The 24,366-nt window shown below is 71.0% G+C and carries 22 protein-coding genes and 1 tRNA gene; 10 read left to right on the forward strand and 13 right to left on the reverse strand.

What is annotated here, in order from left to right:
* Positions 1 to 31: 31 nt before the first annotated feature.
* The 6 genes from LZG04_RS19175 to LZG04_RS19200 all read right to left on the reverse strand — a co-directional run bounded on the left by LZG04_RS19175 (position 32) and on the right by LZG04_RS19200 (position 6,666).
* Positions 32 to 118, reverse strand: a tRNA-Ser gene (locus tag LZG04_RS19175).
* Between the two features lie 179 nt (positions 119 to 297).
* On the reverse strand, positions 298 to 1,638 hold the full coding sequence (locus tag LZG04_RS19180) for a hypothetical protein (RefSeq protein ID WP_233818885.1): 1,341 nt from the start codon (positions 1,636 to 1,638) through the stop codon (positions 298 to 300).
* A 191-nt stretch (positions 1,639 to 1,829) separates the two neighbouring features.
* Complete coding sequence (locus LZG04_RS19185; RefSeq protein WP_233818887.1) at positions 1,830 to 2,429, reverse strand: bifunctional 2-polyprenyl-6-hydroxyphenol methylase/3-demethylubiquinol 3-O-methyltransferase UbiG; 600 nt, start codon at positions 2,427 to 2,429, stop codon at positions 1,830 to 1,832.
* A 364-nt stretch (positions 2,430 to 2,793) separates the two neighbouring features.
* A complete protein-coding gene (locus LZG04_RS19190) occupies positions 2,794 to 4,275 on the reverse strand; it encodes a collagen binding domain-containing protein (protein ID WP_233818889.1) in 1,482 nt (493 codons plus the stop codon).
* Between the two features lie 154 nt (positions 4,276 to 4,429).
* Complete coding sequence (locus LZG04_RS19195; RefSeq protein ID WP_233818891.1) at positions 4,430 to 5,956, reverse strand: M28 family metallopeptidase; 1,527 nt, start codon at positions 5,954 to 5,956, stop codon at positions 4,430 to 4,432.
* Between the two features lie 62 nt (positions 5,957 to 6,018).
* Entirely contained in the window at positions 6,019 to 6,666 is a 648-nt protein-coding gene (locus LZG04_RS19200; RefSeq protein ID WP_233818893.1) for a GNAT family N-acetyltransferase, read from the reverse strand.
* 56 nt (positions 6,667 to 6,722) lie between these two features.
* Between LZG04_RS19200 and LZG04_RS19205 the strand changes: the two genes are divergently transcribed.
* Complete coding sequence (locus LZG04_RS19205; protein WP_233818895.1) at positions 6,723 to 7,691, forward strand: NAD(P)H-quinone oxidoreductase; 969 nt, start codon at positions 6,723 to 6,725, stop codon at positions 7,689 to 7,691.
* Between the two features lie 227 nt (positions 7,692 to 7,918).
* On the opposite strand, the gene LZG04_RS19210 is transcribed toward LZG04_RS19205, so the two are convergent.
* Entirely contained in the window at positions 7,919 to 8,578 is a 660-nt protein-coding gene (locus LZG04_RS19210) for a class I SAM-dependent methyltransferase (RefSeq protein ID WP_233818897.1), read from the reverse strand.
* Entirely contained in the window at positions 8,575 to 9,774 is a 1,200-nt protein-coding gene (locus tag LZG04_RS19215; RefSeq protein ID WP_233818899.1) for a cysteine desulfurase-like protein, read from the reverse strand. Before LZG04_RS19215 ends, LZG04_RS19210 begins: the two co-directional genes overlap by 4 nt.
* Before the next feature lie 104 nt (positions 9,775 to 9,878).
* Between LZG04_RS19215 and LZG04_RS19220 the strand changes: the two genes are divergently transcribed.
* From LZG04_RS19220 to LZG04_RS19255, 8 genes are all read left to right on the forward strand, one after another.
* Positions 9,879 to 10,439, forward strand: coding sequence for a bacterial proteasome activator family protein (locus LZG04_RS19220; RefSeq protein WP_374202834.1), 561 nt, complete (start codon positions 9,879 to 9,881; stop codon positions 10,437 to 10,439).
* Between the two features lie 107 nt (positions 10,440 to 10,546).
* Positions 10,547 to 11,398, forward strand: a complete 852-nt coding sequence (locus LZG04_RS19225; RefSeq protein ID WP_233818903.1) for a class I SAM-dependent methyltransferase — start codon at positions 10,547 to 10,549, stop codon at positions 11,396 to 11,398.
* Between the two features lie 59 nt (positions 11,399 to 11,457).
* The gene (locus LZG04_RS19230) at positions 11,458 to 12,378 is read left to right on the forward strand and encodes an ABC transporter permease (protein ID WP_233818905.1); all 921 of its coding nucleotides are present in this window, start codon (positions 11,458 to 11,460) and stop codon (positions 12,376 to 12,378) included.
* Positions 12,379 to 12,396: 18 nt separating this feature from the next.
* On the forward strand, positions 12,397 to 13,212 hold the full coding sequence (locus LZG04_RS19235) for an ABC transporter ATP-binding protein (protein ID WP_233819245.1): 816 nt from the start codon (positions 12,397 to 12,399) through the stop codon (positions 13,210 to 13,212).
* A gap of 9 nt (positions 13,213 to 13,221) precedes the next feature.
* Positions 13,222 to 14,118, forward strand: coding sequence for a glycosyltransferase (locus tag LZG04_RS19240; RefSeq protein WP_233818907.1), 897 nt, complete (start codon positions 13,222 to 13,224; stop codon positions 14,116 to 14,118).
* Positions 14,119 to 14,202: 84 nt separating this feature from the next.
* On the forward strand, positions 14,203 to 14,415 hold the full coding sequence (locus LZG04_RS19245; RefSeq protein ID WP_233818909.1) for a hypothetical protein: 213 nt from the start codon (positions 14,203 to 14,205) through the stop codon (positions 14,413 to 14,415).
* Positions 14,416 to 14,486: 71 nt separating this feature from the next.
* On the forward strand, positions 14,487 to 14,726 hold the full coding sequence (locus tag LZG04_RS19250) for a hypothetical protein (protein ID WP_233818911.1): 240 nt from the start codon (positions 14,487 to 14,489) through the stop codon (positions 14,724 to 14,726).
* Between the two features lie 33 nt (positions 14,727 to 14,759).
* Positions 14,760 to 15,059 carry a ribbon-helix-helix protein, CopG family gene (locus LZG04_RS19255; protein WP_233818913.1) on the forward strand — a complete coding sequence of 100 codons (300 nt, stop codon included), beginning with the start codon at positions 14,760 to 14,762 and terminating at the stop codon, positions 15,057 to 15,059.
* Positions 15,060 to 15,140: 81 nt separating this feature from the next.
* Here LZG04_RS19255 and LZG04_RS19260 read toward each other — a convergent pair whose 3' ends face one another.
* From LZG04_RS19260 to LZG04_RS19280, 5 genes are all read right to left on the reverse strand, one after another.
* Positions 15,141 to 16,997 (reverse strand): glycosyltransferase, encoded by a 1,857-nt coding sequence (locus tag LZG04_RS19260; protein ID WP_233818915.1) that lies wholly within the window; start codon positions 16,995 to 16,997, stop codon positions 15,141 to 15,143.
* 82 nt (positions 16,998 to 17,079) lie between these two features.
* A complete protein-coding gene (locus LZG04_RS19265; protein WP_233818917.1) occupies positions 17,080 to 18,951 on the reverse strand; it encodes a glycosyltransferase in 1,872 nt (623 codons plus the stop codon).
* 7 nt (positions 18,952 to 18,958) lie between these two features.
* Positions 18,959 to 20,194 (reverse strand): UDP-galactopyranose mutase, encoded by a 1,236-nt coding sequence (gene glf, locus LZG04_RS19270; RefSeq protein WP_233818919.1) that lies wholly within the window; start codon positions 20,192 to 20,194, stop codon positions 18,959 to 18,961.
* A gap of 34 nt (positions 20,195 to 20,228) precedes the next feature.
* Positions 20,229 to 22,172, reverse strand: coding sequence for a DUF6541 family protein (locus LZG04_RS19275; protein WP_233818921.1), 1,944 nt, complete (start codon positions 22,170 to 22,172; stop codon positions 20,229 to 20,231).
* 75 nt (positions 22,173 to 22,247) lie between these two features.
* Positions 22,248 to 23,018: a glycosyltransferase family A protein gene (locus LZG04_RS19280; protein WP_233818923.1), complete on the reverse strand. Its 771-nt coding sequence runs from the start codon at positions 23,016 to 23,018 to the stop codon at positions 22,248 to 22,250.
* 97 nt (positions 23,019 to 23,115) lie between these two features.
* On the opposite strand from LZG04_RS19280, the gene LZG04_RS19285 reads away from it, so the two are divergent.
* Entirely contained in the window at positions 23,116 to 24,360 is a 1,245-nt protein-coding gene (locus LZG04_RS19285; RefSeq protein ID WP_233818925.1) for a hypothetical protein, read from the forward strand.
* The last annotated feature ends 6 nt before the right edge of the window (positions 24,361 to 24,366 follow it).

Below are 24,366 nucleotides of genomic sequence, written 5' to 3' on the forward strand. Positions count from 1 at the left end.
CGGTGGCGGGCGCAAGGGGGCGCGGGCGAAGCGGTAGCGGTGGGATTTGAACCCACGGAGGGGATCAACCCTCGCACGTTTTCAAGACGTGTCCCTTAGGCCGCTCGGGCACGCTACCCCTGTCGGAAGCCTAGCCGACGGCGCGCCGTCCGCGGGGCCGGCCGGGTCGCGAACGGCCGCGCGGCGGGGCCCCGGGTCGGCAACCACCGCTTGGCACGCCGGGCCGCGAACGGCCGCGCGGGGCCCCGGAAGCCGGGACCCCGCGCGTCCTGCCGGCCGTGGCCGGCGGGTGGTCGATCAGCCGAAGATGCCGAACACGTCGATGACGAGGTGCGTGTTGCCCGCGTTGTTGTAGTACTCGTGCGCGGGGTAGACCGTGCCGTTGTCGTTGACGCTGCCGAGGCGGACCGTCGCCATGTTCGGCGCGGTCTGGCCGGGGGCCAGGTTCAGCGCCGAGGTGTTGGGACGGCTCTGGCCGGCCGGGTACGGCGTGACGTAGGTGTTCGCGGTGGGCTCGGTGCCGGTCAGGTTCAGCAGCAGGCTGTCACCGGGGAACAGGCCCTGGTCCACGAAGTACAGCGTGAGCGCCTGGCCCGCCGGGATGGGGCCCGACGCACCCGGCTCGCGGGTGTCGTACGCGCGACCGGGGTTGACCGGGTAGAAGTCCGCGCCACCGTTCTCGGTGGGCAGGTAGTACCCGGTGATGTCCACGATCAGGTTCACGAAACCCGCGTTGTTGTACAGGTTGACCTTGCGGTCGGAGCCGAGCGCGACGGTCACGCCGTTGGGCGTGGCCGCGCCGGGCACGACGTTGAGGCTGGACGCGGTCGGCCGGGTCGAACCGGACGGCCACGCGGTCACGTAGGTGCTCGCGGTCGCGTCGACACCGGTGACGTTCAGCGACACCGCGGTCGCGCCGGACGGCACGCCGTAGGAGCTGAAGTCGATGGCGCGCGACTCGCCGCCGTAGAACGCACCGCCGGTGTTGCGGGAGTCGTACACGCGGGTCGGGCCGGTCGCGAAGTAGCGGCCGGGGGTGGTGAAGCCCGCGCCCGGGTTGTCGTAGACGTAGTAGCCCGCGACGTCCGCGATCAGGTGCGTGCTGCCCGCGTTGTTGTACAGGTTGACCGTCTGGTCGAGCGACACCCAGGTGGTGACCGAGTTGGCGCGGGTGTCACCGGGCACCAGGTTCAGCGTGGACACGCCGGGACGGTCGACCGCGCCGCCCTCCCACACCGTCACGTAGGTGTACGCGGTCGGCGACGTGCCCGTCACGTTCAGCACGACCGCCAGCGTGTACGCCGGGAGGTCGGTCAGCTGGACCTCGATCTGGCCGCCCGCGCCGACCGGCGCGGTGCTGCCGTTGGTGCCCAGGCCGCTGCGGGTGTCCAGGACGCGTCTCGGCGCGACCGGGATGAAACGCGTGCCCAGGTACTCCTCGGCCTCCGCTCCCTGGCCGGCGGTCTGCGCGCCCTTGGTGCCGTACGGCCGGACGGGGCGGTTGGCCTTGTCCAGCGACACGTCGGAGCGGGCCACCAGGCCCGCGTTGTCGGTGGCCGCGGGCTCGGCGATGGCCGGAGCCGCGACCGTCGCCAGGGCCGCGGTCGTGGCGACCAGCAGCGCTGCGGAACGACGCATTGATCCTCTTTCCTGACAGCAAAAAGGGTGACTTGAAGGCGTCGGTCTAACCAGCCAGTCCGTGACAGGAACACGCGGACGTAGGCAGCGCGCAGCGCGACCCCCCTGTGGGACGAGCCCCCGACTCGACCGAACGAGCCGGACACTACCCGAGGGGTACGACAACCGGAAAGCGAAATGTCGTCGGGTTCTCAGTTCTCGGGCTTGGCCGAGATGTGCACGAATTCGTTGTAGGTGAACACCTTCCCCGCCGCGCGGGGGAACGGGAACGACATGCGCTCCCGCTCGACCAGCCCGAGCTGCGAGGCCACGTCGGCGAGGCCGTCGAGGTCGGTGAACGCCACGTGCGTCGGGTCCGACGCGTAACCCCGCTCCTGCGGGCAGATGAGCACCAGCAGGCCGCCGGGCGCGAGGAACTCGACGTAGCCGCGCAGGATCTCCACGGCCTCGGGCCGCGGCATGTGCTCGACCAGGTGCGCCGCCAGCATGCCGCCGAAGCGGCCGGGCTTGGCGTACTCGGTGTCGAAGAACTCGTCGGTGGTGAACGCCGTCAGGCCCATGTCCCGGCAGGTCTGCACCGAGTGCGGGTTGTGGTCGACGCCGACGCCGTGCGGTTCCAGGTGCTTGAGGTTGCGACCGATGCCGCAGCCCACGTCGAGCACCTCGCGGTCGCCGAAGATGCGGCGCACGTTCCACCGGTACGGGGCCTGGACGTTCAGGACGCGCTTCCAGGGCAGGTTCTGCAGGCGCGCGAGCCGATCGGTGTAGTCCTGACCGTCAGTCTTGTCCACGTTCGTACCGTAGCCCACGGTGAGACCCGCGCCACCACCACCGTGGGATTACCGCCGACACCGCCGGTCACCGCGCGTACCCGGTCCGTCGCCTGTCCCGCGGCGGGACGGGCGACGGGCCGCGATCACCAGGTGCCGGCCCGACGCGCGTTCGTCGGGTCCGGACCGGGCAGGAGGCTGAACGAGCGCTCGGCCTGGCAGTTGTGGCAGGTGCCCGCGAAGAGGCCGTCGCTGCCGGGTGGCGCGACCCCCAGCCGAACACGCGCACCCGGTACGGACCGGAGGGCACGTCCTCGAAGCGGGCCCGGCCCTGCGCGTCGACAGTAGAGCTCGGGCGGCCGGGCGCGTTGCCGATTCCGCCGGTTCACCAGCCGCCGACGCGACGCGTCCTGGTCGCGTCCGGACCGGGCACCAGGGCGACCCAGCTCTCGAACTGGCAGTTCCGGCAGGTGCCCGCGTACATGACCCAGGACTGGCCGCCGGGGTAGTCCCACGCACCGCGCAGGCGCAGCCGGTACGGGCCGGAGGGCACGTTCTCGAAGCTCACGCGGCCCTGCGCGTCGGTGCGGCCGTTGGCCACGACCTGACCGGTCACCGCGTCCCTCAGGTCCATCGCCAGGCCGGGGAGCACCTCGTCGGCGTCCATGGTCCGGTCCTGGTCGCGGTCGTGGAAGAGCAGGAGGCGCAGCGTCGCGGGCGGGCCGGGCACCTTGGCCAGGGCCGAGGCCACCGGACGGCCGTCGATGACGTCCTCGCGGGGTCCGAAGTCGCAGCCGTACGCGACGGCGCCGTGCTCGGCCGCCTCGTCGGAGACGCTGCCGCTGATGGCGACCACGACGGACGTGCCGGCGGGCACCGTCACGCCGGAGGCGTTCCACCCCAGCTCGCCCAGGGCGACGTCACGCAGCTCGGGCCCCTCGCCACCGCTGCGGTCGCAGCCCGCCTTGATGCCGGTCAGGTCGGTCGTGCCGCGGTTGGTCAACGTCACCGCGATCTCGGCCCGGTCGCCGACCCGGTAGGCGTCCCGCGTGAACCGCATGGTCGCGGACAGCACGTCGGTCAGCGGGCGTTCGCCCCGCAGCACCAGGTTCGCGGCCGAACCACTGCCGTCCACCACCACCCGGGACCAGGACGGCTCGACGACCCAGCCGTCCGGCTCGTCGGTGAGGTAGAGCGAGTAGACCTGGACGGTCAGGTCCGCGAACCGGAACCGGCCCTCGGCGTCGGTCGTCGCGTGCAGGTCCACCCGACCCGGCCCGCCGAGCGTGTAGGCGTTCACGTGGACGCCCGCGAGCGCTTCGCCCGCGTCCGGCGTGCCGTCGCCGTCACGGTCGCCGTAGACGAGACCGGCCAGCACGTCCCGGCCCGAGTCGGGGTCGCGCACGGGGATCGGCAGGCGGAAGGAGGCGACCCAGGCGTCGCCCTGCCGCAGGTAGAAGGTCGCCACCGGGGCGGCCCCGCTCCACTGCTGGACCTCGCCGTGCACGGTGAGCACGCGCTCCTGCCCGGCGGCCACCGTGGCACCGGGCCCGGGGTAGGAGGCCAGGTCGCCCCACTCGTGCGCCTGGACGCCGAAGGACGACCCGGAAGACGAGTGCGCGTCCGCCATCACGTTCGCGGCGGCCGCGTCACCGGTGTTGGTGATCGTCACCTCGACCGGGATCAGCGCGCCGACCAGGAACGGACCCGCGCCCACGGTGGCCGAGATCGCCAGTCGCGCCCCGGCGGCCGCGGCCGCGTCGGCGGGCTCCTGGGCACGAGCCGCGGCGGACGAGGCCGCGGTGACGGCAAGCGCCGCGACGAAGGCGAGGAGTCTTCGCGCGACAGCGCGCTTCGAGGTGGTCAAGGCAGGCCCCCCTTGAGGATCGGATCAGGTGGGGGCAACGTAGCCGACCCGGCTCACGTTCCGATCACATCGTCCACAGTGGACCAGCGGTGGACGTGGGAAGGGCCGGCCTCCCCGTGGGGAGACCGGCCCGCGTTACCCGTGCCGACGTGTTCTACGCCACGTCGGCGTGCGAGTGGTGCGCCTCCACGTGCAGCGAACGCGCCGCCGCCGCACGCGCCGCCGCGCGCTGCGACCGTGCCGGCACGCCGTTCACGCTCTCGGTGCTGATCGCGTACGACGCCGTCACCCACGCCAGCGCGTCGGCGTTGCGGTCCAGCGCGACGCGGTCCACGTTGCCCAGGTTGTCACCGGAGCCGTGGTAGTTCGGGTCGTACGCGACGCCCGCCGTGCCGCCCCACTTCGCGACCTGCGCCTCGGTCTTGAGCACCTCGGCACCGGTGAACAGGCCGCCGGCCGGGATGCCCTGGGCGATGAACTCGCCGTAGTCCGAGCGGCCGGTGAAGTCGGTGCCCTCGGTCTGCACGCCCTTCTCGACCGTCAGGTACTCGACGAACGCCTGCTCGATCTGGCCCGAGCCGTACGGGCCCGCGCCCGCGCCGACGCCGTCGGAGTCGTCGCCGTCGTAGACGAAGTAGCCCGCGTTGGGCGAGCCGATCATGTCGAAGTTCAGGTACAGCGCGATGTCGAGCTGCTGCTCGAACGTCAGCGACTGCACGTACTTCGTCGACCCGACCAGGCCGAGCTCCTCCGCGCCCCACCAGCCGAACCGCACCGCGTTGTTGACCTTGGGCGACCCGCCGAGCTTCAGCGCGGTCTCCAGCAGGCCTGCCGAGCCGGTGCCGTTGTCGTTGATGCCCGCGCCGTTCTCGACGCTGTCGAGGTGCGCGCCCGCCATCACGACGTTGTCGGTGCGGCCGGTCTTGGTCTGCGCGATCACGTTGCGCGAGACGCGGTCCTCCTCGTGGTAGCGCAGGTCCACGGTGACGGGCTGGCCGCCGAGCTGGGCCAGCGCGTTGCCGTCGGCCTGGGTGACGCCACCGGTGGGCACGACGCCCGGCGCACCGAGCGTGACGCCCGCCAGGGAGCCCTCGCGGTTGTTCGAGATGATCACCGCGATCGCGCCGGCGGCGGCCGCGTTGCGGTGCTTCACGTCGAACGTGCACGCGCCGCGGCGGATCAGCGCCACGCTGCCGGTGAAGTCCTGCCCGGCGAAGTCGGAGGCCTCGCAGCCGGGGGTCGCGTCCTCGGGCACGACGCGCAGCGGGCCGGTGACACCGCCGACCGGCGTCTGCGGGGAGAACTCCAGCGGGATGTTCTCGTAGGTGGTCGTGCCGACCTTGGCGATGGCCGCGTCGGTGATCTGCACCGGGTAGGTGAACTCCGGCGTGGAGACGTCGAAGCCCGCGCCGCGCAGCTTGCCCGCCACGTACTCGACGCTGGCGTCGTAGCCGGGCGTGCCCGCCGCGCGGTTGCCGCCGTTGCGGTCGGCGATGCGCTGGAGGGCGATCAGGTGGCGGTTCACCCCGTCCGCGGTGACGTTCTTGGTGAGGTTCTTGGCCAGCTTCGGACCGTCGAGCGTCGAAGCCGACGCCACGTTGACGGCCGGGACGGCGACCAGTGCGAGGGACGCTGACGCCGCGAGGATCGCCACGCGTCGGATCCCGGTTCTACCTGACATGATCGAGTTCCCCTTCACTCGGATGCCGAACCCTCACAAGTCACGGGGGCGAACGCAATCCGTCACTCGGCGGGTTCTCGCCCTGTGAGCAGGGGCAAGCACGGTGTGACACCGCTCACTTTAAGGTTCCAGGCGGGTCGCCGCAGCGTCTCGGGCGTCACCAGCAACCGGATCTGCTCGGCTGGCTCACCCCTCCTGACCTGCCGGAACGTGCCGTCCGGCCGGTAGCCGAGCTTGCGGCTCACCGCGTGCGAGGCCGGGTTGTCGACGAACGCGCTCGACCGCGCCGCCACCGCGCCGAGGTGGTCGAACGCGAAGAGCACCACGGCGGCCCGCATTTCCGTGCCGATCCCACCGCCTTGGTGGCGCAGCCCGATCCACGACCCGGTGGTGACCTCGTCGAGGACGGGGAACTCGTCCGCGCCGAGCGACTGCACGCCGACCACGCGGCCGTCCAGGCGCACCAGGAAGTTCACCGTCCACCGCCGGGGCGACACCGCGGACCGGACCTGCCAGTAGTGCTGGAGCGTGTTGATGCCCAGCCGCTCGCGGGGCGCGTCGGTCCACTCCACGCCGAACGGCATCCGGTCGGGCGGGTGGATGCCGTCCAACGCCAGGTCCGCGAGCTCGGCCAAGCCCTCGTCGTCGTCGGGGCGCAACTCCAGGCGCGGGGTGCGCAGCACCAGTTCGCGCAACGGCCAGTGGTCCATGCCCGTCGATGGTGGCGACCGCGCGCCCGGCCGGCGACCGGATTACCGTCGAGCGCATGCGCGCGATCACCATTCGTGAACCCGGCGGACCGGACGTGCTGGCGTGGACGGAGGTTCGGGATCCCGAACCGGGCCCCGGAGAGGTGCTGCTGGACGTCGCCGCGACCGCCGTGAACCGGGCGGACCTGCTGCAACGCCAAGGCCACTACCCGCCGCCGAAGGGCACGTCGGAGTCACCCGGGCTGGAGTGCTCGGGCACGGTCGCCGCGCTCGGTGACGGCGTCACGGGCTGGCAGGTCGGCGACGAGGTGTGCGCCCTGCTCGCCGGCGGCGGCTACGCGGAACGGGTCGTCGTCCCCGCCGCCCAACTGCTGCCGCTGCCCGAGGGCGTCGACCTGGTGACGGCCGCGTCGCTGCCCGAGGTCGCGTGCACGGTCTGGTCGAACGTGGTGATGGTCGCCGGTCTGCGGGCCGGCGAGACGTTCCTGGTTCACGGTGGCGCGGGCGGCATCGGCACGCACGCCATCCAGGTCGCCAAGGCGCTGGGTGCGCGCGTCGCCGTCACCGCAGGCTCGGCCGAGCGGCTGCGTCGGTGCGCCGACCTCGGCGCGGACGTGCTCGTCGACTACCGCGAGCAGGACTTCGTGGCCGAGGTCGGGCAGGCGGACGTCGTGCTGGACAACATGGGCGCGTCCTACCTGGACCGCAACGTCGACGTGCTCGCGCCGGACGGGCGGCTGGTCGTCATCGGCCTTCAGGGCGGGGTGAAGGGTGAGCTGAACATCGGCAAGCTGCTGTCCAAGCGCGCCAGCGTCACCGGGACGGGCCTGCGGTTCCGACCGGTGGACGGGCCGAACGGCAAGGGCCGGATCGTCGCCGAGGTGCGGGAGCGCTTGTGGCCGTTGATCGCGGCGGGTCAGGTCAAGCCCATCGTGCACGAGGTGTTGCCCATCGAACGCGCGTCCGAGGCTCATCGTGCACTTGAGGGCGGTGACGTTTTCGGCAAGCTCGTGCTGAAGGTGTGAAACGCTGAAAACGCCAGGTCGGCGCAATGACACGAAGCCCTCCTGCTGAAAAAGAAGGGCATCGCGCCGGACGAGACCGGACCCCCGGGCCCGCCGGCGACCCCCGCGCCGTTCGCCGGCACCCAACCGCAGCATTCCGGACGCAGTTGGGGTCATCCTGCTGATCTGCCCGTCCGGCGAGGACGCTTTTAATCTCTAAATCATCGAATCTTTCAGATACTCCGTCATCAATCCAACGCCATCGCCGAAGCCAAAAAAGTCCGAGGCGTCGTGCGGAAACGCAAAGCGAACTCCTCGGCCCACCGCACCAGCACGGTCTGCTCCCCGGGCCGTTCCGCGTCGTCCACCAGCACCGCCGCGCCCGGCGCGAGCACCCCGCGCAGCACGGGCAGCGCCGGGTACCGCGCGTCGCCCAGCAACGGCCCGTCGACCAACAGCAAGTCGACCAACCCGTACCGCTCGACGTACGCCGACACCTCGTCGTGCACGAGTTGCGGGTGGTACCACTGCGCGTTGCCCAAAGCCGCCGGGTGCGGGGTCAACGGCGCGTGCACCACCCTCGCCACGTGCCCGAGACCTTCCCGCCGCAGTTGGCTCGCCACGAACGCGGCCGTGCGCTCGTCGTGCTCGACCGACAGCAGGTGCCCGAACCCGCGCCGGGCCAGCAGCCGGGCCAGCACCACCGACGAAGCCCCGCACCCGCACTCGAGCAGCACGGTCCGCGAGCCGAGCAGCACCTCGTCGATCACGGCCGCCAGCGCGGCGGGGCGCAGCTCGTGCGCGGTGGTGGGCAGGTACTCCGACATCAGGGGTGCGAGGCGGTGCAGGGCGGCGAGGTCGGCGAGCTCCCGTGACAGCAGGTCGTCCACCCAGCCCCCCGGTCTCACGCCAGCTCGGCGACCGCCCGCACGAGCTCGTCCACTTCCGCCGCGTTCGTGTAGTGCGCCAGGCCGACGCGGATCGCCCCGCCGACCTCGCCCACGCCCAGCACCGAGAACACGCCGTGCTGCCCCGAGTCGGCGAACGCGCACACGCCGCGCTCGGAGAGGTGCTCGACGCCGTCGGTCGCCTTCACGCCGGCCACCGTGAACGCCAGTGCCGGCACCCGGCGCATGGCGTCGCCGATCACCATGACGTGACGGAGCGATCGCAGTTCGTTGATGAGATTAGCCAGAAGTCCCGCCTGGTACGCCTTCACCGAACCCAACGAGGTGAGCACGCGCTCGCGGCGCGGGCCCACGGCGGCGTCGTCCAGACCGGCCAGGTACTCGACCGATGCCACCAGGCCGGCCAGCAGCGGGTAGGCGTGGGGGCCGAGTTCCAGGCGTTCGGGACCCCGCGCGCCGGGCTCGACGGCCACCGACGGCAGCAGGTCGAGCATCGACGGGTCGCGGAACACCAGGGCGCCGACCGGCGGCCCGCCCCAGTTGTTCGCCGACACGGCCACCACGTCGGCGTCCATCGACGTGATGTCGAGCGGCACGAACGGCGCGGCGGAGGAGGCGTCCACCACGACCAGCGCGTCCGTGCGACGCGCGACCTCGGCGATCTTGCGCAGGTCCGGGCGGGTGCCGACGGAGCCGGACGCGGCCGTCACCGCGACCAGCTTGCACTTGGGCGTGACCAGCTCGTCGTACTGCCAGGCGGGCAGCTCGCACGTCTCGATGTCGACCTCGGCCCACCGCACCACGCTGCCGGTGCGCTGCGCGGCCCGCTGCCACGGCGCGATGTTGCCGGGGTGGTCCAGCCGCGACACCACGACCTCGTCGCCGAGGAACCAGCCCTCCGACAGCGCGTCGGCCAGCCGTTGCAGCAGCACCGCGGAGCTCGGGCCGAGCACGACGCCCGCCGGGTCGGCGCCGACGAGGTCGGCCACCGCCCGCCTGGCCGCGTCGACGATGGCCTCGGCGCGTTGCGAAGCGGGGAATATGCCACCCGGCCCGGAGACGGGTGCGCGCAGCGCGGTGGAGACGGCCGTGGCCACCTGTTCGGGTACTTGCATCCCCGCAGGAGCGTCCAGATGAACCCAGCCGTCGCCGAGCGCGGGGAACAGCCCACGGACCCGGGCGACGTCGAACGCCATGCCGCACACCGTACGGAGGACGTCGGCAGGAGCGACAGCAGGGGCGGCGGGTTTGCCACCCGATCCGTGACCCGGTTCGGCGTGCGACACCCGATCGGGCCAGGATGGGACGCATGAGCGAGGCACACCGAGGTGATCAGGTGGAGAACGAGCGGCACGTGGTCGTGGTCGGCCCGGACGGCTCCCCGGTGGGGGCGGCGCGGCTGCCGTCCGGCGAGGAGGCGGGCGGCCAGGACGTGACCGACCTGGTCGAGCAGCCGGCGAAGGTCATGCGCATCGGCACGATGATCAAGCAGCTGTTGGAGGAGGTGCGCGCGGCACCGTTGGACGAGGCCAGCCGCAACCGGCTCAAGGAGATCCACAAGCGGTCCATCGACGAGCTGGAGGACGGCCTGGCGCCGGAGCTGCGCGAGGAGCTGGAGCGGCTTTCCCTGCCGTTCACCGAGGAGGGCACCCCGTCCGACGCGGAGCTGCGGATCGCCCAGGCACAGCTGGTCGGCTGGCTGGAGGGGCTGTTCCACGGCATCCAGACGGCCCTGTTCGCCCAGCAGATGGCGGCACGCGTGCAGTTGGAGCAGATGCGCGGCCGCGCCCTGCCCGCCGGGTCCGGGCACGCCGACGGCGAGGGCGGTCCGCACATCCGGGGCACGGGTCAGTACTTGTAGCGTTCCCGTACTTGTAACGTTCCGGTGCGGTGGTGAGGTCGCGGGCTGGACAAGGGGCGCCGCGTTGCCCGACTGTGTTCACCGCCACACCGCGAGAGGAGCGCCAGGTGCTCGACAAAGTCCGGCACAGCCCGTTCGTCGACGAGGTCCGCAAGCGCGTGCGCGGCAAGATCTTCCGGGTCATCGACGACGTGGTGCGCCCCTACCACCACGAGCAGGTCGAGCGGATCGCGCGACTGCAGCGCGAGGTGGAGGAGCTGCGCAGGCAGGCCGACCGGGCGGTCGACGCCACGATCCAGTACGAGGTCCGGGCCCGCCGCGACCTGGTGTTCGCGGGTGAGCAGGAGGCGGCCAGGCAGAGCGCCGCGTTCATCCGCGAGCACCTGCCGACCGCGCCGCACTTCGGCCACCCCCACGCGACGCTGGAGCACGCGCTGGGCCTGGTCGAGGCCGAGGGCATGGCGCTGGAGTTCGGCGTCTACACCGGCGGCACGCTCAAGCTGATCGCCACCGCGTTCGCCGGCCGTGACGTGTACGGGTTCGACTCGTTCGAGGGCCTGCCCGAGGACTGGCGCAACGGCTTCCCGGCCGGCCTGTTCGGCATGGACGGGCTGCCGGACGTCGACGGCGCGGAGCTGGTCGTGGGCTGGTTCGACGACACGCTGCCCGGCTTCCTCGACGCCCACCCCGGCCCGGTGTCGTTCCTGCACGTCGACTGCGACCTGTACTCGTCCACCAAGACCGTGCTGGACCTCGTGGGCCCGCGGCTGGTGCCGGGCAGCGTGATCGTCTTCGACGAGTACTTCAACTACCCCGGCTGGCAGGACCACGAGCACAAGGCGTGGACGGAGTACGTCGCCCGCACGGGGATCGAGTTCGACTACCGCGGGTACACGTACGACCACGAGCAGGTGATCATGAAGGTGACCGGCGTGCCGGAGGCCCCGCGGCAGAGGTGACCGCACCGTGACAGCCCGGCGACGAGGGCGCCACCCCGTCGCCGGTAGTCTCACCCCTCGTGCAACCCACGAGTACGGTCGAGCGACCACCCGCTCCCCTCGCACCCAACTCGCGCACGTTCGCGCGCGCGTACGGCGACGTGCGCGACGCCTGGCGACTGCGGGAGCTGTGGGGTCACCTCGGGTGGCAGGACATCAAGCAGCGGTACCGCCGGTCGGTCATCGGACCGCTGTGGATCACGATCTCCATGGGCACCACGGCGCTCGCGCTCGGCCTGCTCTACTCGCAGCTGTTCAAGCAGGAGCTGGGCACGTTCCTGCCGTACGTGACGGCCGGGTTCATCATCTGGAACTTCATCCTCGGCGTGGTCACCGAGGGCACCGAGGTCTTCATCTCCAACGAGGGCCTGATCAAGCACCTGCCCGCGCCCATCACGGTGCACGTGCTGCGCATGGTGTGGCGCCAGACGCTGTTTCTGGCCCACAACATGGTCGTGTACGTGGTCGTGGTCGCGATCTACTTCCCGTCGCTGGTCGGCGAGTACAAGATGGCGGGCGACGACACCGTGCAGCCCGGCCTGTCCTGGGGCGTGCTCATGGCGATCCCGGCGCTGGTGCTGGTGGTCGTGAACGCGGTGTGGGTGGCGCTGCTGTTCGGCATCATCAGCACCCGCTTCCGCGACATCCCGCCGGTGATCAACAGCTTCATCAACCTGGTGTTCTTCATGACGCCGATCGTGTGGCACGTGGGCGTGCTCAACAAGGTCACCGGGGGCACCGGGGGCGGTGGCGACTGGCGCATCCTGATCGCCGAGCTGAACCCGGTCTACCACTACGTGGAGATCTTCCGCGCGCCCCTGCTGGGCCACACGCAGGACTGGCACCACTGGGCGGTGGTCGGCGGGCTGACCGTCGTCGGGTGGACACTGGCGCTGATCGCGATGCGGAACTACCGTGCCCGCGTCTCCTACTGGGTCTGAGTGAGGCCGCAACACATCATGGTCAGCATCGACGTCTGGAACGCCTCGGTCGACTTCCCGATCTTCGACGCCAAGTCGAGGTCGCTGAAGAAGCTCGCGCTGGGCAAGGTCGGCGGCAAGATCGGCGCGGAGGGACGCGTCCCGATCATCGAGGCCCTGCACGACATCAACATCTCGCTCAAGCACGGTGACCGGGTCGGCCTCGTCGGCCACAACGGCGCCGGCAAGTCCACGCTGCTGCGGCTGCTCGCGGGCATCTACGAGCCCACGCGGGGCAGCTCGCGCATCGTCGGCAAGGTCGCGCCGGTGTTCGACCTCGGCGTCGGCATGGACCCGGAGATCTCCGGGTACGAGAACATCATGATCCGCGGGTTGTTCCTCGGCATGAGCCGCAAGGAGATGGAGAAGCGGGTCGACGACATCGCCGAGTTCACCGAGCTGGGCGACTACCTGTCGATGCCGCTGCGCACCTACTCCACCGGCATGCGCGTGCGCCTGGCGCTCGGCGTGGTGACCTCGATCGACCCCGAGATCCTGCTGCTGGACGAGGGCATCGGCGCGGTCGACGCGGCGTTCCTGGCCAAGGCGCGCGACCGGCTCAACGACCTCGTCAAGCGGTCGGGCATGCTGGTGTTCGCCTCCCACTCCGACGACTTCCTGGTCGAGCTGTGCAACACGGCCATCTGGATGGACGAGGGGCACGTCAAGATGCACGGCTCGCTGCGCGAGGTGGTCACGGCCTACAAGGGCCGCGACCCCTACGAGCACCTGAGCGAGGAGACGCTGGAGCGGATCGGTCAGCCGACGGTGCTGAGCGGGAACGGTGGCGAGTAGGTGACCGTCGTGGGCGCACTGCCGCAGGGCTCCGTGGTCGGTGTCGTGGTGACGCGGCACCGGCGCGAGCTGCTGGCCGACTCGTTGAAGGTGCTGGCCTCGCAGACCCGGCCGCTCGACCACCTGGTCGTCGTGGACAACGGGCCCGACCAGCCGGTGGACGACCTGGTCGCGCAGTGCCCGATCCCGACCACGTACCTCGCCTCGCACCGCAACCTCGGCGGCGCGGGCGGGTTCGCGCTCGGCATGTTGCACGCGTTGTCACTGGGTGCCGACTGGCTGTGGTTGGCCGACGACGACGGCCGGCCCGCCGACGAGACCGTGCTCGCCGTGCTGCTGGAGGAGGCGCAGCGGCGCAACCTGGCCGCGGTCTCGCCGGTGGTGGCGAACATCGAGCGGCCGGACAAGCTGGCGTTCCCGCTGCGGCGCGGGCTGACGTGGAAGCGGAACGCGGCCGAGCTGGGCACGGACTTCCTGCCGGGCATCGCGTCGCTGTTCAACGGCGCGCTGTTCAAGGCGTCCACGGTGGACGTCATCGGCGTGCCGGACTACCGGCTGTTCTTCCGCGGCGACGAGGTGGAGATCCACCGGCGGCTGGTGCGCACCGGCCTGCCGTTCGGCACGTCGCTGAAGGTCGCCTACCTGCACCCGGACGGGTCGGACGAGTTCAAGCCGATGCTCGGCGGCCGGTTCCACGCGCAGGACCCGGAGAACGCGGTCAAGCGCTACTACACCTACCGCAACCGCGGGTACCTGCTGTCCCAGCCGGGCATGCGCAAGCTGGGCCTGCTGGAGGCGTTCCGGTTCGGGCTGTACTTCATCGGCGTGCGACGCGACCCGAAGGCGTTCCTGGAGTGGCTGAAGCTCGTGCGCCTGGGCCAACGGGAACGCTTCTTCCGCAAGTGAGCGGCCGCCGTTCAGCTTGACGCGGAATCGCTGACGGCGAACCCGTCTTGCCTGGTCACGCGCCTGGCTGGTGGGCTGTGCGCCATGACTTCTGAAGCGCGTAAGACGACCCTGGTGCTACACCTGGCCGCCAACCCTAACCCGATCTCCATCCGGGTCTCCCAGGAGACCGCCGACGACCTCGGCCCACGCCTGATCCAGGTCGTGCGCAACGGCCACACGCAAGCCATCGCGACCGCCGACGGCAAGGACTTCGTGGTCAACTTCAGCCACGTCGTGGCCGCGCACTTCGCCTGAGCGCGCGGCCGGCGCGGTCAAGGCCGAGCCCCGCCTTGACGAGCAAAATTTTGTGGCACAAAATAGCCGAGGTGCGCCTCAGGTTCAGCCAGTCCGCCCGCAAGCACCGCATCGGACGAGCGCACGCGCTGCATGTGATCAACAACTACCCTCCGACCGCCCTCCCCGTCGATGACAACGAAGATCCGAAGCTCTTCTGGACAGGGGAGGACGACCGAGGCGTGGGACTCGAGATCGTGGGAGTCGAACTCGAGGCCGATGATGTGCTCCTCATCATCCACGTGATGCCCACCCACTACCGAGATCGCTAACGCCGACCACGCACCGCACCGGAGGTGATCATCATGGTTCGCGAGTACAAGTTCGATGCTGATCAGGTGGAGGACGTCGACCTGGACGAGGAAGTCGTGCTCGACAGCAAGGGGCGTCGCATCACCGAAGCACGTGCCGAGGAGATGGCGCAGGAGGCCCTTGCCCGGGTCGGCCGCCCCTCGCTGTCGTCAGGCGGCAGCACGTCGCCTGAACTCAAGGCACGCGTACCCGCTCAGCTGAAGGAACGGGTCGAGCAGTTGGCGAAGGATCGTCAGACCACCACGTCCACGGTGATCCGCGAGGCATTGGAGGAGTACCTCGCTCATCACTGACCGTGGTGGACGGATCGACCAGTGCAACGCTGCCACCGGCTCGGATGCCTGAGGGTGAGGGGTCGAACCGCCGCCTGAAGGTCAGCGGTTCTCGAATGCCTTGCGCCACTGCTCGGCCGACGTGAGGTCGGGCAGGGCGGCGCGGTACTGGGCGCGCAGCTTCGGCCACTCCTTGCCCAGCCGGCGGTAGTTGCGCACGGCTCGGGCCATCAGGGTGCGGAACTGCTCGGGGTCGCGCTTGTAGAACGCGACGCCCGTGCCGTCGGCCGTGGACACGGTGGCGCTGTCCAGGTTGCCGAGCAGGAACCAGCGGGCGTTGAGGGCGGGCACGTTGAGCTGCGGGCGCTCGCCCGCGGCCGGCTGGGGCGGGCGCAGGTTGTGCAGCACGGACTTCGCCGCGCGCACCGCGATCGTCGCCTTGCCCTTCGCCGGCTGCAACAACGCCTCGGCGCGCACCAGGTCGAACGTGGGCGGCGGGAACTCGCGGGCCGACTCCAGCCGCCGGGCGTCGCTGTACTCCTCGCGCATCGCCCGCACCATCGGCAACGCCGTGCGCAGCGAGTCGAACAGGCCCGCCGGGCCGTCCAGGAAGTCCTCGATCGCCTTCTGCTGCAACGCCACGGTCGAGTACTCCATGGACAGCAGGTGCCGCAGCGACAGCTTCAACCCGTGCTTGACGATGCCCGTCCGCACGTCGTACGGGCTGTGCAGCGCGGCCAGCACCAGCCGGTTGCGGGTGTGGAAGTACGCCTGCCAGTCGGTCGAGTCGTTCTTGTCCGTCCACGGCATGTGCCACACCGCCGACCCCGGCAGCGACACGGTCGGGAACCCGTGCTCCAGCGCCCGCAACGAGTACTCGGCGTCGTCCCACTTGATGAACAGCGGCAGCGGGTAGCCGGTCCGCTCCACCACCTCGCGCGGGAACAGGCACATCCACCAGCCGTTGTAGGTGGCGTCCACGCGGGGGTGCAGCTCGGGCGTCTCGCGCAACGACGACTCGGCGAAGTCGTGGTCGGTCACCGCGCCCGGCGCGGCCCGCCAGAAGCACGTGCCCAGGTCGACGATCTCGGCCGTGCTGTGGATGCGGGTCCTGGCCTGGAGGTTCAGCATGTGGCTGCCGACGATGACCGGCGACGCCGCCGCCCGCGCGAACGCGTTGGACCGCAGCACGGCCTCCGGCTCCAGCCGGATGTCGTCGTCCATCAGCATGACCTGCTCGGCGTCGGTGTGCTCGATCGCCTCGAACATGCCCCGGGTGAACCCGCCTGAGCCGCCCAGGTTGTCCTGCTCGATGACCTCCAGCCGGTCGCCCAGCCCGGCCGCGGCCTCGGCGAAGCCCGGCACCGACCGCACCTTCACCGCGCCCTGGTCGGCCACGAAGACGTTGCTCACGACGTCGAGCACGGCCGGGTCGCTGCCCAGCGCCCGCAGCGCCTCCACCGCGTCGTGCGGGCGCATGGTGGTGATGCTGACCGCGACCTTCTTCGCGGGCAGCGGCGACCGCACGGCCCACTCGGCGTCGCGGATCTCCAGCGGCGACTCGTGCGTGAACGCGTCGAACCAGATCAGCCCGCCGTCCTCGAACGGCCGCAGCGACACCGGGAACTCCAGCGGCGTCCAGTCCGCCGCGTCCCGGACGAACGACCCCTCCAGGTGCACGACGTCGCCGCTGGGCTTGGAGCGGTACACGTCGACCCGGCCGGAGCCGCGCACGCTCATCCGCAGCACGACCTCGTCGACGACCGTCCACCGCTTCCAGTAGCTGGCCGGGAACGCGTTGAAGTAGGTCGCGAACGACACCTTGGCGTGCTCGGGCACGGTCAGGGCGCGACGGGAGTCCACCTGGCAGTGCACGTTCTGCGGCTCGTCCAGGTACATCGGCCGCACGTCGAGCGGGTCGTCGTCCCGGGGCAGGATGATCCGGTGCACTGCGTCCACTGAAGGTCCCTCGGTGTGTTGCGCGTGGGGAAGGCGGGAAAGAGAAGCGGGGCGACCGCTCAGGGCCGCCCCGCCGGGTCGATCAGAGGTCGTACAACCGCCGCCAGTTCTCGCGGCTGGTGAGCTCGCCCATCGCGTCGCGGTAGGCGCGCTGCATCTCCGGGGCCCGCTGGTAGAGCTCCTTGAGCAGCTTCGTGCCCCGCTTGCCGAGCCGGATCGCGAGCTCGCGGTCGCGCCGCCGGACCCGCACGCCCTCCTGGGACGCGTCGGTGACCACGGCGGTGTTGAACAGCGACACGTGCCACCAGGCGGCGTCGCCCGCGGCCACCGCGCCGACGTCGTGCGCGCTGCGGCCGAGGAGCTGGTTGACCATGCGCTTGGCCAGCACCGGCGCGAACAGCTTCGGCGCGGGCGGCGCGCTGATCAGCGGCAGGTCACCGGAGGAGATGCCGGGCACCTCCGAGGCCGGGTGCTTGACCGTCTCGGGGAACTCGGCGCGCAGCTTGCGGATCTCCGCCGCCGCCTCGACACCACCGTCACGCAGCACCTCGGGACCCCTGAGGAAGTCCTCGATGGCCTTGAGCTGGGTCGCCGCCAGGCCGTACTGCATGGCGACCAGGTACGTGGCGAGCTGGCCCGCCATGGAGCGGCAGATCCGCTTCGGGTCGAACTGGCTGTGCAGCGCCGAGGTGATCAGCGCGTTGCGCAGGTTGAAGTACCGGTGCCAGTCGTCCCAGTCCTTCCAGTGGAAGTCGGCGTGCCACACGCCCGCGCCGGGCAGCGTGACCGTGGCGAACCCGCGGGCCCGCGCGCGGTAGCCGTACTCGATGTCGTCCCACTGGAAGAACAGCGGCAGCGGGTAGCCGATCGCCTTGACGATCTCCGACGGGATCAGGCACGACCACCAGCCGTTGTAGCCCGCGTCGACCCGGCGGTCCTGCACGTTGCGCTTGCCGGTCTCCTCGTCGTACCCGGTGAGGTCGGCGTCGTGCAGCGCGCCCTCCACGACCTGGCCGGGGGCCAGCGTGTCGAGGTTGGCGTACTCCGCGCCCACGTGCAGGTGGTTGGGGTGCAGCAGGTACAGCATCTGGCCGCCGACGATGACCGGCTGCGCGGTGCGGTTGGCGAACGCGGTCGTGCGGACCACGATCTCCGGTTCGCACAGCACGTCGTCGTCCATGAAGAGCACGTTGGCGTGCTCGGCGTGGTCGACCTCCATGACCTCGTACAGGCCGCGGGTGAAGCCGCCGGCGCCGCCGAGGTTGGGCTGGCGGATGTAGCGCAGCTTGTCGCCCAGCGCGGCGGCGACCTCGGCGAACCGGGGCCGCGACTCGACCGGGTCGCTGCCCTGATCCACCACGTACACCGCGTCGACCAGGCTCAGCGGCTCGGCGTCGGAGGCCAGGGCCGCCATGGTGTTGAGGCAGTCCTCGACCCGGTTGAACGTGCAGATCACGATCGCGGTCGGCCGCACCCGCTTGGGCGGCGCGACCGTCCAGCGGGGGTTCTCGACCACCAGTTCGTGCTCGCCGGTGACGACGTCGAACCACAGCGCGCCGCCGTCGGTGAACTTGTCGATCTTGGCCGTCATGCTGACGACCTGGCCCTTCGCCCCCGAGACCTGCTCGGCGACGATGGTCCGCGACTCGCCCTCCGCGTCGGAGGCGACGATCGAGACGGTGCCCGAACCGGTGAGGGTCAGGCTCAGCTCCACCTCCGCGCTCACGCACCACCGCTGCCAGTAGGTGGCGGGGAAGCGGCCGAAGTAGGTGTTCATCGACACCGCGGCGTGCGGGTGCACGACCAGGCGGTGCCGCTCGCGGTCGGCGATGCCCTGCGAGATCTCGGCGTAGAGGTCCTCCGAGACGATCTGCGACGGGCCCGCGAACAGGCCGCGCTGCGCCAGCAGTTTCTCCGGAGCCTCGTGCTCGACGAGGGTGGAGTTGCCCGACATAACCGAATCAGTCCTCCAGCGAACCGTCCAGCGCCCGACCGGAGGCCAGGTGCGGGGCGATCTTGTTGTCGAACACGCTCAGCGCGGAACCGATCGCCATGTGCATGTCCAGGTACTTGTAGGTGCCCAGTCGGCCACCGAAGATGACGTTACGCTCGGCCGCCTCGGCGCGCGCGAGTTCGCGGTAGCGCTCCAGCTTGGCGCGGTCCTCGGCGGTGTTGATCGGGTAGTACGGCTCGTCGTCCTTCTCCGCCGACCGGGAGAACTCCCGCACGATGACGGTCTTGTCCGACGGGTACTCGCGCTCGGGGTGGAAGTGCCGGAACTCGTGGATGCGGGTGAACGGGAACTCCGCGTCGTTGTAGTTCATCACCGGCGTGCCCTGGAAGTCGCCCACCGGCAGGACCTCCTGCTCGAAGTCCAGCGTGCGCCAGCCCAGCCAGCCCTCGCTGTAGTCGAAGTAGCGGTCCAGCGGCCCGGTGTAGACCACGGGGGTGCCGGCCGGGATCTCGTCGCGGACGTCGAAGAAGTCGGTGTTGAGCCGCACCTCGATGTTCGGGTGGTCGGCCATCCGCTCCAGCCACGCGGTGTACCCGTCGACGGGCAGGCCCTCGTAGGTGTCGTTGAAGTAGCGGTTGTCGAAGGTGTAGCGCACCGGCAGGCGGCTGATGACCGCCGCGGGCAGCTCCTTCGGGTCGGTCTGCCACTGCTTGGCGGTGTAGTCGCGCACGAACGCCTCGTACAGCGGGCGGCCGATGAGCGAGATCGCCTTTTCCTCCAGGTTCTTCGCGTCCTTGGAGTCGAACTCGGCGGCCTGCTCGGCGACCCAGGCGCGGGCCTCCTCCGGGCTCAGGTAGCGGCCGAGGAACTGCGAGATCAGGCCCAGGCCCATCGGGAACTGGTAGGCCTGGCCGGCGTGCATCGCGAACACGCGGTGCTGGTAACCGGTGAACTCGGTGAACTGGTTGACGTAGTCCCACACCCGCTTGTTGGAGGTGTGGAACAGGTGCGCGCCGTACCGGTGCACCTCGATACCCGTCTCGGGCTCGGGCTCGGAATAGGCGTTGCCACCGATGTGCGCGCGGCGCTCCAGCACGAGCACGCGCTTGTCGAGCTGGGACGCGGTGCGTTCGGCCACCGTCAGGCCGAAGAACCCGGAACCGACGACGATCAGGTCAAATCCAGCGAAGCTCACAGCAGTCGAGGGTACGGCAGTGACCCGACGCCACCGCCCACACCCCATGGGGTGAAAGCGACACCCGGACGGGTCGATACGCTCATCGACCGGCCCCCGCGGCGGCCGGTTCGACCACGCTCTCCTGACCTTCGATTTCGTAAATCACCGAATCGGAGTTGCGGAACACCTCGGTGAATCCCGCCGTGCGGTCGAGGCCGACGAAGCCGGGCGCGATCCGGTTGTCCTTGCGCACGTACCCCCGGCCGACGATCACGTAGCGGACCTTCAGCTCGGTCAGGTCCTCGCGCACCTCGGGGTCGCTGTCGAGCTTGTTGAGGTTCTTGGTCAGGTAGTTGCTCGGCGTGCCCACGGGGGTGCCGTAGAACGTCCACTCGACCGGCTCGACCTTGGCCATCGCGTACAGCCAGCCGCTGCCGTCGAACACGTCGTTCATCACCCGCTCGCCGGGCCGGACGTGGTCGGCCAGCCACCGGTAGGCCTCCAGCTCACCGTCGCTGACCGTCGGCCCGTTCTGGTAGTTGCCGGCCAGCCGGGCGCTGTTGCGGCCGATGTACGCGCCGCTGATCAAGCCGATGAGCAGGAAGAACACCACGCTGATGGCGACCGGGGCCCACGGCGTGCGGCCGAGGGCGGGCACCTTGTCCCGGTACCGGTCGACCACCCACGTGCCGAACGCGACCACGGCCACGCCGAACCCGATGGCGCCCGGCAGCGGCAGCATCACCGCGAGCCGCCAGTGGTCGTTGTAGAAGTAGCCGGTGAGCCGCTGGATGATCGCGCCCTCCAGCGACACGGTCACCGCGTAGAGCGCGCCGAACGCGAGCCACACGCCGACCATCCACGTCATGAGCCGCCGCCGGGCCATGATCACCACGCCGAACAGCGCGGGCAGGCCGATCCACCACTGCGGGAAGTCGACCACGCCGGAGAACGTGAGCATCTGCCCGAACGCGCCGGCGGGCGTGGCCTCCGACGGCCACACCATGGCGGCCACGCCGTCGGCCGAGCCCATCGACGGCAGGATCAGCGGCACGGCGACCAGCACGGCCAGCACGCCCATCGTGACCAGGGTCGGCCACGCGCGCTTCCAGTCGATCGGCACGAGCCGGAACACGCAGGCCACGAAGATGACGCCGAGCAGGCCGGCGAGGATGAACGCCAGGCTGGGCTGCAGGCCGACCAGCGCCGCCGTGGACACCGCGACGGCGACCGGCCCGGTGATGCCGCGCGGCCGGATCAGGTAGGTGACCAGGGCGAGCACGGCGGGCAGCAGGGCGATGCCCGCGACGTAGGGCCACAGCGGGCCGCGCCACAGCGAGTCGTAGGGGAACGGCGAGAACCACGTCGACACGGCGGCGGCCGGCGCGACCATCCGGGCGGGCAGCTTCCAGGCCAGGCCCATCGCGGCGATGCCGACCGGCCACACCAGCACGGTGCTCAGCGCGCCGGAGTTGAGCAGTTGCGGCAGCGTGATGCCGAACTGGTCGAGCAGCAGCGCCAGCAACTGGTGGTAGGTGGCCGGGTAGAAGTAGTTCGCGTTCTCGGGCTGGTTGCCGATCGCGCCCGCGGTCGACACCAGGGACGTGTGGTGCTCGGCGAGCCAGCGCACCAGGTTGCCGTGGTGGGGGGCGTCCCAGTCCTGGGCCAGCCGGTTGAGGCTGCTGATGCCGCGCAGGAACGTGACCGCGCCCACCGCGAGGCCGATCGCCACGCCCGCGCCGACCACCAGGTGGCCCCGGCGCGACACGCGCGGCTCGTCGTCGTCCACCCGCGCGGGCCACCGGCGCTGGATCAGCGCGGTCACGGCGAACAGCACGGCCGACGCCACCAGCGTCCACGCGCCGAACGTGACCAGGGTCCAGGAGAAGCCGAGCTCGCCCAGCAGCAGGCCGCCGATCGCGACCAGGCCGTAGGTGAGCGCGGGCGCCGCGGCGGCCAGCGTCCACCCGCGCAACCGGATGGCCGCGCCGAACACCAGGCCAGGCACCCACAGCAGCAACAGCACGAGCAGTGCGGCACTCATCGCGTCAGCAACCCGATCACTTGGCGTAGGAGCGGGTCCCCGTCCCGCTGCGACCGCAGACTACTCGCGCGGGCCTCACCAGCGGCGGTGGGCCACTTGCACGCCCAGCCAGGCGGCGTGCCGGGCGGCCACGCCGAGCCCGCTGACGCCGATGCGCTTGGCCAGCTCCTGCTTCGACCGGCGCAGCAGCTTCGTGTGCGGCCCCATGAGCGCGCCGCGGCTGTACTGGCCGGGGTGCACGCGGTAGCCGACCAGCTCCTCGGGCAGCACGTCGCCGTCCGCGCGCGCCATCACCCGCAGCCACAGGTCGTAGTCCTCCAGCCGCACCAGCCGCGGGTCGAAGCCGCCGACCTGCGCCGCCAGCTCCTTGCGGACCACGATCGTGGAGGTGATGAGGCAGTTGTAGAGCAGCATGGTGCGCGCGACCTCGGGCCCGATGGCCGAGTGCATCTCGCCCACGACCTGCCCGGACGGGTCGATCTGCCGGGCCCACGCGCCGACCAGGCCCAGGCCGGGCCGCTGTTCGAGCACGGCGACCTGGTGGGCCAGGCGCTGCGGCATGCACAGGTCGTCGGCGTCGAGGAACGCCACCAGGTCGTGCTTGGCGGCGTCCAGCCCGATGTTGCGGCCGACGGCGGGCCCGCTGCGCGGCTCGGGCGTGAGGTGCACCTGGACCCGGTCGTCGGGCAGGGTGCGCGCGGCGGCCCGGTTCCGCTCGCACTCGCCGTCGAGGACGAGCACGACCTCCCAGTCCTGGTGGGTCTGCTCGGCGACCGAGCGCAGCGTCTCGGCGAGGAAGTCCGCCCGGGGCGCGCACGGGATCACCACGGAGACCGGCGATGGCATGGGGTTCTCCTGCTGCGGGGTGGGATCGGCCAACGCCGTACAGTAAGGCCCGCTTCGGCACCCCGGAGAATCTGGCACCCGCAAGAAGAGGACACCCGTGACGGCGGCGAACAGATCACGGCTCGACGGTCTGCGCGCCTTGGCCGCCACGGCGGTGCGCCAGTCGGCCGTCACCATCGACCAACTCGTGTTCAGCGCGATCACCTTCGCCGTGCAGTTGATCGCCGCGCCGGTGTCGACCGACGCCGAGTACGGCGTGTTCTCGCTGGTCGCGATCGTGCAGATCGGTCAGTGGTACCTGGGCCGGGCGCTCGCGGCGGAGCCGCTGCTGGTGTCGAAGGCGGTCTCCGACGGCGACGCGCGCGGTGTGCGCGGCGCGGCGGCGACGTCGTTGCTGCTCGGCGTCGCGATCGGGGTGGTGTGCCTGCTCGTCGGCCTGCTGATGGACGGCCCGGCCCGGACGTTGCTGCTGATCCAGGCGCTGGCCTCGCCGTTCACGGCGGTGCTCGACCACGGCCGGTACGTCTCCTACGCGCGGCAACGGCCGTTGCGGGCGCTCGCGCTGGACGGCTCGTGGCTGGCGCTGTTCCTGGGCGCGGTGGGCGTGGCCGTGCTCGTCGGTGAACTGGACGCATCGTCCACTTACTTGCTGTGGGCGTTGAGCGCGGTGCCCGTTGCGGCGGCCTGCGCGTGGCTGACCGGCGGGCCGTTCGCCCTCGGCGCGGTGCGCGGCTGGCTGCGCGACCGGCGGTCGCTGCTGCCCGGGTTCCTCATCGACGCCGTCTACCTCACCGCGGGCACCTGGGCCACGTTCGGCGTGACCGCGTGGGTGGTCGGCCTGGACGGGCTCGGCCTGCTGCGCAAGGCGCTGGTCCCGGTGACCGCGCTCACCGTGCTGTTCATCGGCATCAGCAACGCGTTGCTCGCCCACCTGGCGGGCCGGTCCGCGCGCGAGGTCGTGCGCGCCCCGATGCTCGTCTCCGGGCTCGCCGCGGTGGTCAGCCTGGTCTTCGCGGCCCTGGCCCTGATCGCGCCCGCCGACCCGCTCACCGCCGCGCTCGGCACGCCGTGGGAGGGCCTGCGGCCGGTCGTGCTGTTGCTCCTGGTGTACGCGTTCCTGCTGGCCACGGCCCAGACGGCGCTGGTGGCGGCCAAGGCGAGCGGCCGCGCCTGGCTGGGGCCGCGGGTGCGCACCGTCCAGTTCGTCACCGAGATCGCGCTGGTGGCCGGCCTCGGCCTCCTGCTGGGCGTCGCGGGCGTCGCGCTGGGCATGGCGCTGGCGTGGCTGACCGCGGCCGCGCTGGCCTGGGGCGGCCTGCTCGGACATCGGGAAAGGGCCTAGATTCGT

Origin of the sequence: Saccharothrix sp. S26, assembly GCF_021390395.1 — a bacterium.
In the GTDB taxonomy this organism is placed as follows: domain Bacteria; phylum Actinomycetota; class Actinomycetes; order Mycobacteriales; family Pseudonocardiaceae; genus Actinosynnema.